The sequence below is a fragment of the Streptomyces millisiae genome, from assembly GCF_031845425.1.
Classification (GTDB): Bacteria; Actinomycetota; Actinomycetes; order Streptomycetales; family Streptomycetaceae; genus Streptomyces; species Streptomyces millisiae.
The window spans coordinates 24105-39685 of the sequence record NZ_JAVREM010000018.1; the positions used below are offsets into that span (position 1 = coordinate 24105).

The 15581-nt window shown below is 74.4% G+C and carries 12 protein-coding genes; 3 read left to right on the forward strand and 9 right to left on the reverse strand.

From position 1 onward, the window contains the following. Positions 1-90: 90 nt before the first annotated feature. Both RNC47_RS15980 and RNC47_RS15985 read left to right on the forward strand, forming a co-directional pair. Positions 91-1512, forward strand: coding sequence for an FGGY family carbohydrate kinase (locus RNC47_RS15980; protein WP_311599359.1), 1422 nt, complete (start codon positions 91-93; stop codon positions 1510-1512). 154 nt (positions 1513-1666) lie between these two features. Continuing rightward, positions 1667-2881 (forward strand): acyltransferase family protein, encoded by a 1215-nt coding sequence (locus tag RNC47_RS15985; RefSeq protein WP_311599360.1) that lies wholly within the window; start codon positions 1667-1669, stop codon positions 2879-2881. Here the strand turns inward: RNC47_RS15985 and RNC47_RS15990 are convergent. The 7 genes from RNC47_RS15990 to RNC47_RS16020 all read right to left on the reverse strand — a co-directional run bounded on the left by RNC47_RS15990 (position 2869) and on the right by RNC47_RS16020 (position 13000). Continuing rightward, positions 2869-3903, reverse strand: coding sequence for an RNA polymerase sigma factor (locus RNC47_RS15990; protein ID WP_394814796.1), 1035 nt, complete (start codon positions 3901-3903; stop codon positions 2869-2871). The genes RNC47_RS15985 and RNC47_RS15990 overlap by 13 nt on opposite strands. A gap of 846 nt (positions 3904-4749) precedes the next feature. Beyond that, entirely contained in the window at positions 4750-6669 is a 1920-nt protein-coding gene (gene dnaG / locus RNC47_RS15995) for a DNA primase (protein WP_311599361.1), read from the reverse strand. Positions 6670-6699: 30 nt separating this feature from the next. Then, the gene (locus tag RNC47_RS16000) at positions 6700-8442 is read right to left on the reverse strand and encodes a pyruvate dehydrogenase (RefSeq protein ID WP_311599363.1); all 1743 of its coding nucleotides are present in this window, start codon (positions 8440-8442) and stop codon (positions 6700-6702) included. A gap of 41 nt (positions 8443-8483) precedes the next feature. Continuing rightward, positions 8484-9419, reverse strand: a complete 936-nt coding sequence (locus tag RNC47_RS16005) for a nitroreductase family protein (RefSeq protein WP_311599365.1) — start codon at positions 9417-9419, stop codon at positions 8484-8486. An 88-nt stretch (positions 9420-9507) separates the two neighbouring features. Then, positions 9508-10776 (reverse strand): NAD(P)/FAD-dependent oxidoreductase, encoded by a 1269-nt coding sequence (locus RNC47_RS16010; protein WP_311599366.1) that lies wholly within the window; start codon positions 10774-10776, stop codon positions 9508-9510. A gap of 135 nt (positions 10777-10911) precedes the next feature. Beyond that, on the reverse strand, positions 10912-12204 hold the full coding sequence (locus RNC47_RS16015) for a deoxyguanosinetriphosphate triphosphohydrolase (RefSeq protein ID WP_311599367.1): 1293 nt from the start codon (positions 12202-12204) through the stop codon (positions 10912-10914). A 37-nt stretch (positions 12205-12241) separates the two neighbouring features. Continuing rightward, on the reverse strand, positions 12242-13000 hold the full coding sequence (locus tag RNC47_RS16020) for a sirohydrochlorin chelatase (RefSeq protein ID WP_311599368.1): 759 nt from the start codon (positions 12998-13000) through the stop codon (positions 12242-12244). 140 nt (positions 13001-13140) lie between these two features. Between RNC47_RS16020 and RNC47_RS16025 the strand changes: the two genes are divergently transcribed. Beyond that, complete coding sequence (locus RNC47_RS16025) at positions 13141-13509, forward strand: cupin domain-containing protein (RefSeq protein WP_311599371.1); 369 nt, start codon at positions 13141-13143, stop codon at positions 13507-13509. An 18-nt stretch (positions 13510-13527) separates the two neighbouring features. On the opposite strand, the gene RNC47_RS16030 is transcribed toward RNC47_RS16025, so the two are convergent. Together RNC47_RS16030 and RNC47_RS16035 are read right to left on the reverse strand one after the other, a co-directional pair. Then, complete coding sequence (locus RNC47_RS16030; RefSeq protein WP_311599372.1) at positions 13528-14502, reverse strand: beta-ketoacyl-ACP synthase 3; 975 nt, start codon at positions 14500-14502, stop codon at positions 13528-13530. A 141-nt stretch (positions 14503-14643) separates the two neighbouring features. After that, entirely contained in the window at positions 14644-15576 is a 933-nt protein-coding gene (locus tag RNC47_RS16035; RefSeq protein WP_311599375.1) for an AraC family transcriptional regulator, read from the reverse strand. Between the last annotated feature and the right edge of the window lie 5 nt (positions 15577-15581).

The following is a 15581-nucleotide window of genomic DNA, read 5'->3' on the forward strand; positions in this document are numbered from 1 at the left end:
GCGCTTCGCGCGGAAGGCGGTGACCGGAGATGGACACCGGAATGACGATATGAGCCGCGCAAGGGGACGGATAGGGCATCATCTGGCTTCATGGGAATAGTCGCCGGCCTCGACAGTTCGTCCACCCACACCCGCATCGTCGTCTGTGACCCGGAGACCGGGCGGATACTCCGGCAGGGCCAGGCTCCCCATCCGGCGGACGAACCGACCCCCGGTGCCTGGCTGTTGTCGCTGGGTGAGGCCGCCGACGGTGGGGTGCTCGAGGAGGTCACGGCGATCGGGGTGACCGCGCAGCCGCTCGGTGTCGTCGCGTTGGATGCCGAGGGTCAGCCGGTGCGGCCGGCGCTCACCGGGGGGAACGAGGGTGCGCGGGCCGCGGCGCTCGGTCTGGTGGACGCGCTCGGTGGGCGTGCCGCGTGGGCGGAGGCCGTCGGCGCGGTGCCCCAACCGACGCACCCGGTCACGCAGTTGCGCTGGCTCGGGCGCGCCGAGCCGGAGGCGGCGCGGCGGGCCGTCGCCGTGCTCCAGGCCCAGGACTGGCTGGTCTGGCAGCTGCTCGGCCGGCCGGAGCGCTGGACCACCGACCGGGGCGCCGCCTCGGGGACCGGCTACTGGTCGGCGGTATCGGAGTCCTGGCGCCACGAGTTGGCCGAGCTGGCCATCGGGCACCCGGTGGAGCTGCCCGACGTGCTCGGCCCGGCCGAGCCGGCCGGCCGCACCCCGGAGGGGCTGCTGATCTCGGCCGGCACCGGCGAGACCATGGCCGCCGCGTTCGGCCTCGGCGTCGGCCCGGGCGACGCCGTCGTCTCGCTCGGCGCCACGGGTTCCGTCTGCGCGGTGCACGACGAGGCGCTCACCGACCCCACCGGCACCATCACCTCCCTCACCGACGCCACCGGCCACCACCTGCCGGTGGTGCGCACCCTCAACGCCACCCGCACGCTGCGCGGCACCGCCGAACTGCTCGGCGTCGACCTGCCCGGGCTCTCCGAGCTCGCGCTCCGCTCCACGCCCGGCGCGCACGGCCTCGTGCTCCTGCCCTACCTGGCCGGCGAGCGCACCCCCGAACTCCCGCACGCCTCCGGCACCTTGACCGGGTTGCGGCGGGAGAGCATGAAGCCGGAGCACCTGGCGCGGGCGGCGTTCGAGGGCATGCTGTGCGGCCTCGCCGACGCGGCCGGCGTGCTGCGCCGGCGCGGGGTGGTGATCGAGCGGGTCTTCCTGCTCGGCCAAGCGGCGGAGCTGCCCGCGGTCAGGGCGCTGGCCCCGTCGCTGCTCGACGCCACGGTCGTGGTCCCCGAGCCGGCCGACTACACCGCGCTCGGCGCGGCCCGCCAGGCCGCCTGGGCCCAGGGCGTCGACCAGGGCACGCTGACCGCCGACGAGCCGCCGGCCTGGCCACCGGCCGCCGGCGAGACGCTGGAGCCGGGCGACGAGACGGCGGTGGGCGCGACGGTGCGTCAGCAGTACGCGGCGGTACGCGACGAGACGCATCCGGGCGCGTTCGACTGACCCTCGGCTCCCGGCCGTCTCCGCGTCGACCCCCCGGTCCGCTCGTTGGGGTGGTTTAGGGTGCCCGGCGCCCTGCTGGGCGGTTCTCCTTGGAAAAGGTCCACCGTCCGGCTCCGCGGGGTCGCGGGGCACGTTCGCAAGAGGGGTCGTCTCGATGGCCGTCGCCCGTTCCACCCGTCCGCCGGGCCTGCCCCGGCATCTGCCGTCGCTGACCGGGGTGCGCTTCCTCGCCTGCCTCGTCGTCTTCGCGGCCCACGCCCTCGACGCCCCCAGACTGTTCGCCGACCCCGAGCTACAACGTTTCTTCGGCGAGATGGCCTCCACCGGCACCGTCGCCGTGACGCTGTTCTTCCTGCTCAGCGGCTTCGTGATGACCTGGACGGCGAGACCGGGCGAGCCGGCCCGGCGCTTCTGGCGGCGGCGCCTGGTGCGGGTGGTGCCCAACCACGTGTTGTGCCTGGCGGCGGCGGCCGTCCTGGTGGCGGCCTGCGGGGTGGGCGCCCAGCTGTCCGTCGAGGACGGGCCGTGGCATCCCGGGGCGGTGCTGGCCAACCTGTTCCTGGTGCACGTCTGGGTGCCCAGCGGCGACTTCATCGTGGCCGCCAACCCGGTGACCTGGTCGATGGCCTGCGAGGTGCTGTTCTACCTGCTGTTCCCGGTGCTGATCAGGTGGGTGCGGGCCATCCCGAGGGCCAGGCTCGGCGCCTGGACGCTGGCGATGGTCGCCGCGGCGGCGAGCGTGCCCTGCGTGGCGCAGTGGCTGCTGCCGGCGCCCGCGCCGGTGCCGGGCATGCCGCAGATCTCCCTGGAGCAGTACTGGTTGGCCTATGTCTTCCCGGTCTCCCGGCTGCCGGAGTTCCTGATCGGGATGCTGCTGGCCCGGCTGATCGCCGAGGGCTGGCGGCCGCCGCGGCTGCGCCACGTCGCCGCGCTGCCGTTCGTGACGATCCTGCTGACCCTCCAGATGCCGGCGGTCTTCACCTTCGGGCCGCTGTCCGCCGGGCCGGTGGCGCTGGTGGTGGCCGCACTCGCCCACCGGGACCTGCTCGGCCGCGGGCGCTGGTTGAGCAGCGACTGGATGGTGGCGGCCGGCGAGCGCACCTACGCCTGCTACCTCAGCCACTACGTGGTGATCATGTACGTCACGCAGTTGGTCGCGGGTCCCGGCGCGGCCTACGCCACGCCGGTCGCGCTGGGCTACGTGCTGCTGATGGCGGCCCTGACGCTGGCCGCCACCTGGGCGCTGTACCGCTTCGTGGAGCGGCCGGCGATGGAGCGCTGGGCGAGACCGCGCCGCCCGGCCGCCGGGGCCGCGGTCCCCGCCCCCGCGGCCGAGCCGGCGAGCAGCACGGCCGCTCAGTCCAGGTAGCCGCGCAGCTGCTCGGCGTAGGCGTGGTCACGGAGCTTGCTCAGCGTCTTGTGCTCGATCTGCCGGATGCGCTCCCTGGTGACGCCGAACAGCCGGCCGATCTCCTCCAGGGTGCGCGGCCGGCCGTCGAGCAGTCCGTAGCGCAGCTCCACGACCCGCCGCTCCCGGTCCCCGAGCGTGGACAGCACGGCCTCCAACTGCTCGCGCAGCAGCAGGAAGGCGGCGGACTCGGCGGGCGACGGCACGTCGGCGTCCTCGATCAGGTCGCCCAGGTTGACGTCGTCCTCGTCGCCGACCGGCGCCTGGAGCGACACCGGGTCCTGGGCGAGCCGTAGGATCTCGCTGACCCGGGCCGGGGTGAGGCCGAGCAGCACCCCGACCTCCGCGGGGCTCGGCTCGTGGCCGCGCTCCTGGAGGATCCGGCGCTGCGCCCTGATGACACGGTTGATCAGCTCCACGACGTGCACCGGCACCCGGATGGTGCGGGCCTGGTCGGCGATGGCGCGGGACATGGCCTGTCTGATCCACCAGGTCGCGTAGGTGGAGAACTTGAATCCCCGCGCGTAGTCGAACTTCTCGACGGCCCTGATCAGGCCGAGGTTGCCCTCCTGCACCAGGTCGAGCATGGTGAGGCCGCGCCCGATGTAGCGCTTGGCGACGGAGACCACCAGGCGCAGGTTGGCCTCGATGAGCTGCCGCTTGGCCAACCGGCCGCGCACGATGAGCCGGTCGAGGTCGAGCGCCAGCTGGTCGTCGAGGCCGACGCCGGACTCCAGCCGCTCCTCGGCGAACAGTCCGGCCTCGATCCGGCGGGCGAGCTCCACCTCGTCGGCCGCGGTGAGCAACGGTATTCGGCCTATTTCGCGCAGGTACTGGCGGAACAGGTCACCCGTGCCGGCGGTCGCGCCACCGCCCCCGGCGTCGAGCCGCCGGCGCGTCAGCGGCGGGGCCCCGGGGTCACGGACGGCGGCCGGGGCCGCGCTGATGAGCGTCTCGGTCTGCACGGGGCGACCTCCAGTGATCGCGGCACGAGGAGAACACGCGGGGGAAGCACGGGAAGAGCACGGGGAGAACACGATCAGACGGAACGACGGAGCGGCACCGCCCCCAGTGTGCGGTACGGCACACTCCGTCCACGAGGGTCGTGCGTGCCCTTTTTATGTCTCGCCGGTTACGGCACGCCTCCGACGGGTTGCCTCCGGCGGTTTCGCGGGTTTCCTCCGGGGGTTCTGTGGGCTGGCTTCTCTCCGGCGGTTTCACGGGGCGGGTTGCCTCCGGCGGTTCTGCGCGGCGTGGCTCGCCGGCCGTGCCGCGCGACGCGGCCAGGCCGCCGGGCCCCTGCGGGGCCTTGGCGCCCCGGCGCCCACCGGGGGCACCGTTGGGACCGACGCGGAGGTGCCGGCCGGAGCGCCGGCGCACAGCCCGACACGGCACCTCGCACAGCTCGGCTACCTCGCTCCGGCGGGGGGTGCCTCGGCGGCACGGCGACGCCCGGTCGACGAGCCCGGTGCCGGCACGCGCGCCGCAGCGCGGGGTGCCTTGGCGGCCAGGTGACGCCCGGTCGGCGAGGCCCGGGCACCGCGCTTCGGCGCGGCCCGGGGCCGACCGCCGCGCCGCAGCACCGTCCAGCACGGCGAGCCGTCGACCGGCACGGGCTGCCTTGGCGGCCCGGTGCCGGCCGGGTCGGCGAGGCGCGGTCACCGCACGGCAGCTCAGCCCGGTGGCGCCCGGTCGGCGGGGCCCGGGCACCGCGCTCTGGCACGGCCCAGGGCCCGACCGACGCGCCGCGGCCCGACACGGCAGCTCGCGGGCAGCACAGCTCAGCTACCTCGCTCCGGCGCGGAGCGCCGAGGCACGGCGCCGCGTGGCTAGAGCGCGGCTACGCCGCGCTCTCGCAGGGCGGTCCGGTACTGGACGAGGGTCCACAGCTCCTGGCGGATGTCGGCGGCCGCCTGGGCGTTGCCCGACTGGGCCTCGGCGCGCCTGGCGGCCGACTCCAGGTCCTCGATGCGGCGGTTGACGGCGGCGAGCCGCACCTCGACGAGGTAGTGGCCGGCCAGGTGGTCGAGCTCCCGCTGCCGGCGGGAGGCGACCACGGACTCCACGGCCAGCTCGTTGAGCATGACGCGGACGGTGTCGTCGGGGGCGGCTTCGCGCAGCCGCTCCAGGTAGCCGTCGTCCGCGGCGCCGACGCCGCCGGCCTCCGCGATCAGGCCCCGGATCAGCGCGTAGGGCGGGGCGGTGAACTCGTCCACGCCATAGGCGTCGAAGGCGGGGGCGACGAGCTCGGGGAACTGGATCGCGAACTTCAGCAGCTCGCGCTCCTGGACGTAGACCGGACTGCGCAGGTTCAGCGGGGGGCCGCCGCGCCGCGCGGGCGCCGCGGGTGCCGAGGGCTCGGGCTGCGGCTGGCGCCGGCCCTCGCCGCCGGCGGCCCGCTGCCGCTCGCGGCCCCAGCGGGCCAGCTGGCCGATGCGGCGGATCACGAACTGCTCGTCCGGGTTGCCGACGATGCCGGCGAGCCGCACCCCGTAGTCGTGCCGGATGGACGGGTCCTTGATCTGCGCGATCAGTGGTGCCGCGTGCTCCAGGGCGGCGGAACGGCCCTCCACCGTGTCCAGGTTGTGCCGGGCGGCGATGGAGCGCATGGCGAACTCGAAGAGCGGCGTGCCGGAGTCGACCAGCTCCCGCACGGCCTCGTCGCCCTTGGCGAGCCGCAGCTCACACGGGTCCATGTTGTCCGGGGAGACGGCGATGGAGGTGCGGGCGGCGAACTTCTGGTCGTCCTCGAAGGCGCGCAGCGCGGCCTTCTGGCCGGCCGCGTCCCCGTCGAAGGTGAAGACGACCTCGCCCGCGCTGTGCGCGTCCGAGTTGTCGAGCAGGACCCGGCGGAGGATCTTGACGTGCTCGCCGCCGAAGGCGGTGCCGCAGGTGGCGATCGCGGTGGGGACGCCGGCCAGGTGGCAGGCCATCACGTCCGTGTAGCCCTCGACGACGACCGCCCGGTTGCTCTTGGCGATGTCCCGCTTGGCCAGGTCGATCCCGTAGAGCACCTGGGACTTGCGGTAGATCGGGGTCTCCGGCGTGTTCAGGTACTTGGGCCCGTTGTCGTCGTCGCGGAGCCGGCGGGCGCCGAAGCCGATCACCTCGCCCGTGATGTCCCTGATGGGCCAGATCAGCCGGCCGCGGAAGCGGTCGATGGGGCCGCGCCTGCCGTCCTGCGCGATGCCGGAGAGGATCAGCTCCTTGTCGGTGAAGCCGCGGCCGCGCAGGAAGCGGACCGCGTGGTCCCAGCCGGCCGGGGCGTAGCCGACGCCGAAGTGCTGGGCGGCGGCCTGGTCGAAGCCGCGCTCGGTGAGGAAGCGGCGGCCGATCTCGGCCTCGGGCGAGGCGAGCTGCTCCGCGTAGTACTGGGCGGCGACCTTGTGCGCCTCGATCAGGCGGGTGCGCTCGCCCTGCTGGCGGCCGACGCCGTAGCCGCCCTGCTCGTAGCGGAGGGTGATGCCGGCCTGGGCGGCCAGCCGCTCGACGGACTCGGCGAACGACAGGTGCTCGACCTTCATGACGAAGGTCAGCGTGTCGCCGCCCTCCTGGCAGCCGAAGCAGTGGAAGAGGCCCTTGCTCGGACTGACCTGGAACGAGGGGGACTTCTCGTCGTGGAAGGGGCACAGGCCCTTCAGGTTCCCGCCGCCCGCGGGGCGCAGCTGAAGGTACTCGGAGACCACGGCGTCGATCGGGACCGCGTCCCTGACCGCCTTCACGTCCTCGTCGTTGATCCTGCCCGCCACGCCAGAAGTCTACGACCGGCCGCCGACAGGCTAGGGCCGCGGGATGTTGCGGAGGTTGGAGCGGGCCAGCTGCGTCATCCGGCCGACGCCGCCGGCCAGCACCATGCGACTGGCGGAGAGGGCGAAGCCGGTGACCATCTCGGCCTTGATCTTGGGCGGGATGGACAGCGCGTTGGGGTCGGTGACGACGTCGACCAGGGCGGGGCCGCGGTGGCGGAACGCGTCGCGCAGCGCGCCGCGCAGCTCCTTGGGCTTCTCGACGCGGATGCCGTGGGCGCCGGCCGCGTTGGCGATGGCGGCGAAGTCGGGGTTGCGGTTGGTGGTGCCGTACGCCGGCAGCCCGGAGACCATCATCTCCAGCTCGACCATGCCGAGCGAGGAGTTGTTGAAGAGGACCACCTTCACCGGCAGGTCGTACTGGACCAGGGTGAGGAAGTCGCCCATCAGCATGGCGAATCCGCCGTCGCCCGACATGGAGACGACCTGTCGGCGGCGGTCGGTGAACTGGGCGCCGATCGCCTGGGGCAGGGCGTTGGCCATCGAGCCGTGGCTGAAGGAGCCGATCACCCGGCGGCGGCCGTTGGGGGTGAGGTAGCGGGCGGCCCAGACGTTGCACATGCCGGTGTCGACGGTGAACACGGCGTCGTCGGCGGCCTCCTCGTCGAGGACGGCGGCCACGTACTCGGGGTGGATCGGCACGTGCTTCTCGACCTTGCGGGTGTAGGCGTGCACGACGCCCTCCAGCGCCTCCGCGTGCTTGCGCAGCATCCGGTCGAGGAAGCGGCGGTCCTTCTTCTCCTTCACGCGCGGGGTGAGGCAGTCCAGGGTCTCCTTGACGTCGCCCCAGACGGCGAGGTCGAGGGTGGAGCGGCGACCGAGGTGTTCGGGGCGGACGTCGACCTGGGCGATCCGCACGTCGTCGGGGAGGAAGGCGTTGTACGGGAAGTCGGTGCCGAGCAGGATCAGCAGGTCGCACTCGTGGGTGGCGTCGTAGGCGGCGCCGTAGCCGAGCAGCCCGCTCATCCCGACGTCGAACGGGTTGTCGTACTGGATGAACTCCTTGCCGCGCAGCGCGTGGCCGATGGGCGACTTGACGCGCTCGGCGAAGCGCATCACCTCGGCGTGCGCGCCGGCCGTGCCGCTGCCGCAGAACAGGGTGACGCGGCGGGCCTGGTCGACCATCCTGGCCAGCGCGTCGATCTGGTCGTCGGAGGGGCGGACGGCCGGGCGGCTGGTGACCAGGGCGTGCTCCTCGGCGCGCTCCGGCACCTGCTCGGCGGCGATGTCGCCGGGCAGCGCGACGACGCTGACGCCGCCGCGGCCGATGGCGTGCTGGACGGCGGTCTGCAGGACGCGCGGCATCTGGCGGCGGTTGGAGATCAGCTCGCAGTAGTGGCTGCACTCGCGGAACAGCTGGTCGGGGTGGGTCTCCTGGAAGTAGCCGGTGCCGATCTCGGAGCTGGGGATGTGGGAGGCGAGCGCGAGCACCGGGGCCATCGAACGGTGGGCGTCGTAGAGGCCGTTGATGAGGTGGAGGTTGCCCGGGCCGCAGGAGCCGGCGCAGGCGGCGAGCCGGCCGGTGACCTGGGCCTCGGCGCCGGCCGCGAAGGCGGCGGCCTCCTCGTGCCTGACCTGGATCCAGTCGATGGCGGAGTTGCGGCGGACGGCGTCCACCACGGGGTTGAGGCTGTCGCCGACGACGCCGTAGAGCCGGCGCACACCGGAGCGGACGAGGATGTCGACGTACTGCTCGGCCACGGTCTGTTTCGCCATAGGGCGAACTTACCCCCGATGCACCGGAATCGCCTGATGTGTCAGTCGATGTGGAGCACCTGGGAGACCGGGCGGCGCGGGGTGGCCGGCACCGGCGGGCCGTATCCGAGGCGCAGCACGACGTGCACCTGGCCCATCGAGGAGAGCGGGTCGCGCACGGTCCAGCGCAGGTCGGACCACTCGACGGCCTCGGAGCTGAGCGCGGTGGAGAGCCCCTCGCGGGTGGCGAGCAGCAGCACCCGCTCCAGGGCCTGGCCGGCCCTGATCCAGTCGGTCGGCCGGTCCTCGGCGGTGCCGAGGAGGGCGAGCTGCGGGGCCTCCTCGTACTCGACGGCGGAGGTGTCGTGGAGCTCGGCGGGGACGGGGCGGCCGGTGAAGTCGTGTCCCGGCGGGGTCTCGGTCCACTCGGAGAGCTCGGCGGAGCGGCCCGGGTCGGCGAGGTCGCGGCCCTCGGCGTCGTGGATCAGGTCGAGCACGGTCTCGGTGTGCCAGGTGGAGGGGAAGTGCAGTTGGGCGCCCTCGCGCTCGGCGGCGTCCCGCAGGCGGGCGCGGACGGGGTCGGGGACGCGCTCGTCGCAGAACGGGAGCCGGCTGGTGCGGCGGCGGTTTATCTCCTCGTAGAGCTCGCCGAGCCCGGCCCCGGGCCCGTCCTCACCGTCGGCCCCGCTCCGCAGTGTGACGGTGGCGAGCAGTCGCGGGTCGTAGCGGTCGGGCAGCAGGGTGGTGTCGGCGGCGAGCCCGGCGTGGGCTGCGGCGACCCGGAGGTTGAGCAGGGCGGCGCCGCAGCCCATGTGCAGCGCGCGCCCGTGCGGGTCGGAGTGTGGCAGGGCGTGGTCGAGGGCGGCGCGGACCTGCACCACGCCGCTCTCGCTGAGGTAGCGGAAGCGCCAGGGCTGGGCGTTGTGCAGGGAGGGCGCGGCCGTGGCCGCCCTGATCAGGGAGGTCACGGTCTGCTTCCCCGGGGTTCTCGCCCGCACTCGGCTCCTTCCGCCAGGAGCGCCGCCGCCCATCACCTATCACCCGATTTGCCCTATAAGCGTCTTTTTTAGGCTAACTCATTCGGCCTCACTCGGCGAGCAACGAGGTGAGCGGCGTCTCCGGGTCCCCCAGGGCCGCCGGGTCCACCGGTTCGGGCGATCTGACCAGGCGCTGGATGGGGTCGGTGACGTCCCAGACGTTCACGTTCATGCCGGCGAGCACCCGGCCCTCGCGCAGCCAGAAGGCGATGAAGGCGCGTTTCCCCACGTCCCCCCTGAACACCACCTGGTCATAGGCGCCGGGCGGGGCCCAGCCCGAGTACTCCAGGCCGACGTCGTACTGGTCGGAGAAGAAGAACGGCACCCGGTCGTAGGTGACGTCCCGGCCCAGCATGGCGCGGGCGGCGGCGGGTCCCGAGTTGAGCGCGTTGGCCCAGTGCTCGACCCGGCGGCGGCCGGTCCCCGGCTCGGGCAGGGCGACGGAGGCCACGTCGCCGGCGGCGTAGATCAGCGGGTCGCTGGTGCGCAGCGAGGTGTCCACGGCGATGCCGCCGCCGGCCTCGGCCGCCAGCGCGAGGCCGGCCGCCGAGGCCAGCGCGGTGCGGGGCGCGGCGCCGATGGCGGCGAGCACGGCGCGGGCCGGCAGCTCGCGGCCGTCGTCGGTGCGCACCGAGGCGACCATGCCGTCCTTGCCGGTGATCTCGGTCAGCCGGGCGCCGAAGACGAACCGGACCCCGTGGTCGCCGTGCAGGTCGGCGAAGAACCGGCCGAGCTCGGGGCCGAGCACCCCGTGGAGCGGGGTGGGCTCCGGCTCGACGACGGTGACCGGCACGCCCAGGGCGCTGGCCGCGGCGGCGACCTCCAGGCCGATCCAGCCGGCGCCGGCGATCACCAGGCCCGGGTCGTCCCCCGAGGGGCCGCCGGTCAGCACGCCGCGCAGGTGGTCGGCGTGCGCCAGCCGGCGCAGGTGGTGCACGCCGGCCAGCTCGGTGCCCGGCACGTCGAGCCGCCGCGGCTCGGCGCCGGTGGCCAGCAGCAGCGCGTCGTAGGACAGCCGGGTGCCGTCGCCGAGCCGCACCTCGCGGACCTGCCGGTCGATGGCCACGGCCGGCTGCCCCAGGTGGAGCTCGACGCGGTGGTGCGCGTACCAGGACGGCTCGTGCACGTAGACGCTGTTCCGCTCGGCGCGGCCGACGAGGTAGTCCTTGGAGAGCGGGGGCCGCTCGTAGGGGTGCTCGTGCTCGTCGCCGATCAGTATCACCCGCCCGGAGAACCCCTCCTCCCGCAGCGTCTGGGCCGCCTTGGCCCCGGCGAGACCGCCGCCGATGATCAGAAACGTCCGGTGTGCTCCGTCCACGCAACGCCTCCCGAGCGTCTGCCTGCCGCGCCCCGCGTGCTCCGGGGGCGGATCTCCCAGGAGACTGCCCCGAGCAGGGGGCCTCGCAAAAGGGCGGCGACGAAAAGAGGGCCACGGCCGCCCCGGGCGCCCGGATCACTCGGGGGAGCGGCCCCCGGGCGTGAGCCGCGCGTGGAGGGAGCGCGCGGCGGCGTCGGTCAGCGCGGCGATCTGGTCCACCACCACCCGCAGCCGCTCCCGGTCGTCGCCGGCTGCGGCGAACAGCGCCCGGTACTGGGGGTCGAGGCCGACGGGGGCACGGGCGAGCAGGGCCGCGCCGAGCTCGGCGAGCAGCTCGCGCTGCCGCCCCCGCAGCCGCTCCTGGTCGGGACGCTGCATCACATGGACGTCGGCGACGGCCTTGAGCACCGCGCACTCCAGGCGGGTGGCCGGCGGGACGACGAGCTCGGCGGCGTAGCGGCGCAGCGGCCCCGGGCCGTACCGCTCGCGGGTGGCGCGCTCGGCGGCCAGGCAGAAGCGGCCGATCAGCTGACTGGTGGCGTCCTTGAGCCGGGCCAGGGACAGGGCGCTGCCGTCGTAGCCGTGCGGCCACCACTCCTGGGCGAGCAGCCGGTCGAGGGCGGCGGCGAGCTCGGCCTCGGCCGTGCCGTCCGGCGCGTAGCGGGCGGCGGCGACCGCGAACACCTCGCGGCGCTCGGGCTCGGCCAGCAGCAGCGTGGGGTCGAGGTGGCCGGCGTGCAGCCCGTCCTCGACGTCGTGCACGGAGTAGGCGACGTCGTCCGACCAGTCCATGACCTGGGCCTCGAAGCAGCGGGCGCCGGCCGGGGCGGCGCCGTGCCGCAGCCAGTGGAAGACGGGCAGGTCGTCCGGGTAGACGCCGTACTTGGGCGAGTCGGGCCTGGTGGGGTGGGCGCCGCGCGGCCAGGGGTACTTGGTGGCGGCGTCCAGGGTGGCGCGGGTCAGGTTGAGGCCCAGCGGGTGGCCGTCCTTCTCCCGCAGCCGCTTGGGTTCGAGCCGGGTCAGCAGCCGCAGCGACTGGGCGTTGGCCTCGAAGCCGCCCGCGGCGGCGGCGATGGTGTCGAGGGCCCGCTCGCCGTTGTGGCCGAACGGCGGGTGGCCCAGGTCGTGGGCGAGGCAGGCGGCCTCGACGATGTCGGGGTCGCAGCCGAAGGCGGCGCCGAGGTCGCGGCCGATCTGGGCGCACTCCAGGGAGTGGGTGAGCCGGGTGCGGGGCGCCGTGTCCCACAGGTGGTGGCGGTCGGCGGCGTCCGGGGTGACGACCTGGGTCTTGCCGGCGAGCCGGCGCAGCGCGGCCGAGTGCTGGACGCGGGCCCGGTCGCGCTGGAAGGCGGTGCGCCCGGGGCGCTTGTCGGGCTCCGGGTCGTAGCGTTCGGCGTCGGCGGCCGCGTATCCACTCGCCTGGTGCATGCCCCGACCGTAACCCCCGGGGGTGACAGGGGGCGGGTCAGGGCGCGAAGGCGAGGCTGGCGTGGCGCGCGCCGCCCGGGCGGCCGGCCGCCGGTCTGGGGGCGCCGACGGCCCGGTCGTAGCGGTGCAGCAGCAGCCTGGCCAGCGCGGGGTGGTTGCCGAGCGGCGCGGCGACCACGCCGGGCGCGGCCTCGGCGCAGCGGGTGGCGAACAGCCCGGGCGCGACGAAGCACGAGGCGACGGCGATCTCCCGGTGTCCGGCCTCGCGCAGCCGCGCCACCGCCTCGGGGACGGTGGGCCGGGCGGCCGAGGCGTAGCCGGGCAGCACGGGCACGCCGCCGAGGCGGGTGGCGAGCATCTGCGCGGTGTACTCGGTGCCGGCCCTCGACTCGGGGTCGTTGGAGCCGGCCGCGGCCAGCACCACGGGGGTGCCGCGCCGGTAGCCGGCCTCGACGAGCCGGCTGTGCAGGGCATCGGCGAGCAGCGGGTGCGGGCCGATGGTGGCGGCGGTGCGGGTGCGCAGGTGGGGGGCGCCGGCCAGCACGGAAGGGAGGTCGTGCTTGACGTGGTAGCCCCGGCTGAACAGCAGCGGCACGAGCACGGCCCGGCCGCGCAGCGCGGCGAGGGTGTCGGTCAGCAGCGGCTCGTCGTTCTCCAGGTGGCCGAGTTCGACGCGCAGCCCGGGTCGCAGCGCGCGGACGCGCCGGACCAGCGCGCGCACGGCCTGCTCGGCGCGGGGGTCGGGGGAGCCATGGGCGACGGCGACCAGGGTCGGCTGGGTGCGGCTGCTGCTCATGCCGCCAGCGTGAGCCCGTTCCGTTGCGGGGACATTGCCTGGACGTCACCAATGGCCACAGCTGTGCTCACGGTCCCCCGGGGCGCGGGCTGAGCACCCTCTGGAGTTGCGGGGAGCGCGGCGCCCGGCAGCATGGAGGCATGGACGACCTCACCGAGTTGGCCGAGCGGCACCTGGCCCTGGCGCACGCCGCCGAGCACGGCCGCAGCGCCCACCTGTTCCTGCGGGACGGGCCGCTGCGGCAGAGCGTGATCGCGCTGACCGCCGGCGCGGAGCTGGAGGAGCACGCCGCCCCGCCGGCCGCCAGCCTCCAGGTGGTGCGCGGCCGGGTGCGGCTCGTCGCCGCCGAGGGCGACGTGGAGCTGCGCTCCGGGCAGCTGATGAAGATCCCGCAGACGCGGCACGGGCTCCGGGCGATGGACGACTCGGTGGTGCTGCTGACCTCGGTGACGGCCAGCCCGGAGCCGGTGGTCGTATACGACACCCGACGGGAGCGCCACCCCGCGTAGCGGTGGCGCGGGAAAGCGTCAGGCGCGCGCCAATCCATTCAGTGTGATGATCTGGCCGGCATAGGAGAGTCCGGCGCCGAATCCGAAAAGCAGTACGCCTTCGTCATCGGCGACCGAGCGCTTTTCACTCATGCGGGACAACGCCAGCGGAATGGTGGCCGCCATCGTGTTTCCGGTGTCGACGACATCGGTGGCCACGTAGTTCTCCTCCCTCAGCTTCAGATGGGTCGCGAGCGCGTTGACGATGCGCAGGTTCGCCTGGTGGGGAATGAAGGCCGCGAGCTGGTCGGGCGCGATGCCGGCCCGGTCGCAGATCCGGCGCGCCATCGGGCCGAGACCGCTGGCCCAGCGGTAGACCGCGGGACCGTTCTGCCGGAGCACGCCGTCGGTCGCGTCGATGGTGATCAACTCGCCGCGCTCCCCCGCGGAACCCCACAACACCGGGCCGACGCCCGGCTGTTCGGCCGGCTGGACGACGGCGGCGCCGGCGCCGTCCGCGAACAGCACGGCGGTGTCGCGGTCGGCCCAGTCGAGGAAGGCGCTGGCCTTGTCCGCGCCGACCAGCAGGACGCCCCGGCTGGCCCCGGTGCGGATCAGCGAGTCGGCGGTGGCCAGTGCGTAACAGAAGCCCGCGCAGGCGGCGTTGACGTCGAACGCGGAGGGCTCGGGGAGGCCGAGCCGGCCGGCGACCCGGGTCGCGACGCTCGGCATCGTGGACTCGGGCGTGGAGGTGGCCACGAGCACCGTGTCGACGGTGCCGTCCGGCACCTTCTCCAGCGCCCGCCGGGCGGCCGCGGTCGCCAGGTCGGCGACGGTCTCGCCCTTGTCCGCGATGCGGCGTTCCCTGATGCCGGTTCTTGACACGATCCATTCGGCGTCCACGGTGAGCCTGGACGCGACTTCCTCGGAGGTGAGGACGGTGGCCGGGAGAAAATGCCCGAGGGAAACGATCCGCGCCCCCGGGGCCGCAGGGGAAAGTGCGATGGTCGCCATTATGTTCAATTTCCTGTCAGAGACAGCGTCCGAGATCCAGCCGACTATATCTGGAGTGCTCGCGCCGCCCGGTAAAAGTATTCCCGAGTTCGGCCACCGCGACGCGGAAATCGCCGGACGATCGGCCGGCTGCCGCGAACGTCACGCCCCGTCGCGGAACTGGCTCGGGCTGATTCCGCGCTCCCGCTTGAAGGCGGTGCTGAGCGCGAACGCGCTGCCGTACCCAACCCGGCGCGCCACCGACTCCACGGTGGCGTCCGGCGCGCGCAGCAGCTCGGCCGCCATGTCCAGCCGCAGGCCGGTGAGATGGGTCATCGGCGGCTCACCGACCAGCGCGGTGAAGCGGCGACTGAGGGCGGCCCGGGACGCGCCGACCCGGGCGGCCAGCGAGGCCACCGTCCACGGGTGCGCCGGATGGTCCCGCATCAGCCGCAGCGCCCCACCCACCACGGGATCGCCGTACGCCCGGTACCAGGCGGGCGCCTCGGCCTCCGGCCGGGCGAACCAGGCGCGCAGCGCGGAGATCACCAGCAGGTCGAGCACCCGGTCGAGGACCACGTCCTGCCCCGGCTCGTCGCGCGTGATCTCGGCGGCGAGCACCGGCATCAGCGGACAGTCCCACTCGCCCTCCCGCACCACCGCCACGGGCGGCAACGCCCGCAGCAGCCGACCGGTCACCTCCCCCGCCAGCTGGTAGGTGCCGACCAGCAGCTCGGTCGCGCCCGCGCCGCCCGAACCCCAGGTGCGCACGCCCCGGTCGAGCGCGTCACACAGGTCCTCGCCGGTCGGGCCGACCCCGCACCCGCCCGGTTCGATGAACGCCTCGGGCGCGGTGGCCGGGTCGTCCGCCACCAGGCAGCTCGCCCCGCCGGAGAGCACCGCGAGGTCGCCCTGTTCGAGACGCACCGGCGCGCCGCCCTCCGGTACCAGCCAGGTGAAGCCGCGCGTCACGCACACCACGGTCAACGGCGCCCGGTCGCGCGCCAGCACGCCCCACGGCGGGTCGAGCAGCACCCGCATCAGGAAGGCCCCGCGGGCCCGCGGCCCCGCCAACAGGCTCCCCAGCACGTCCATGTGAC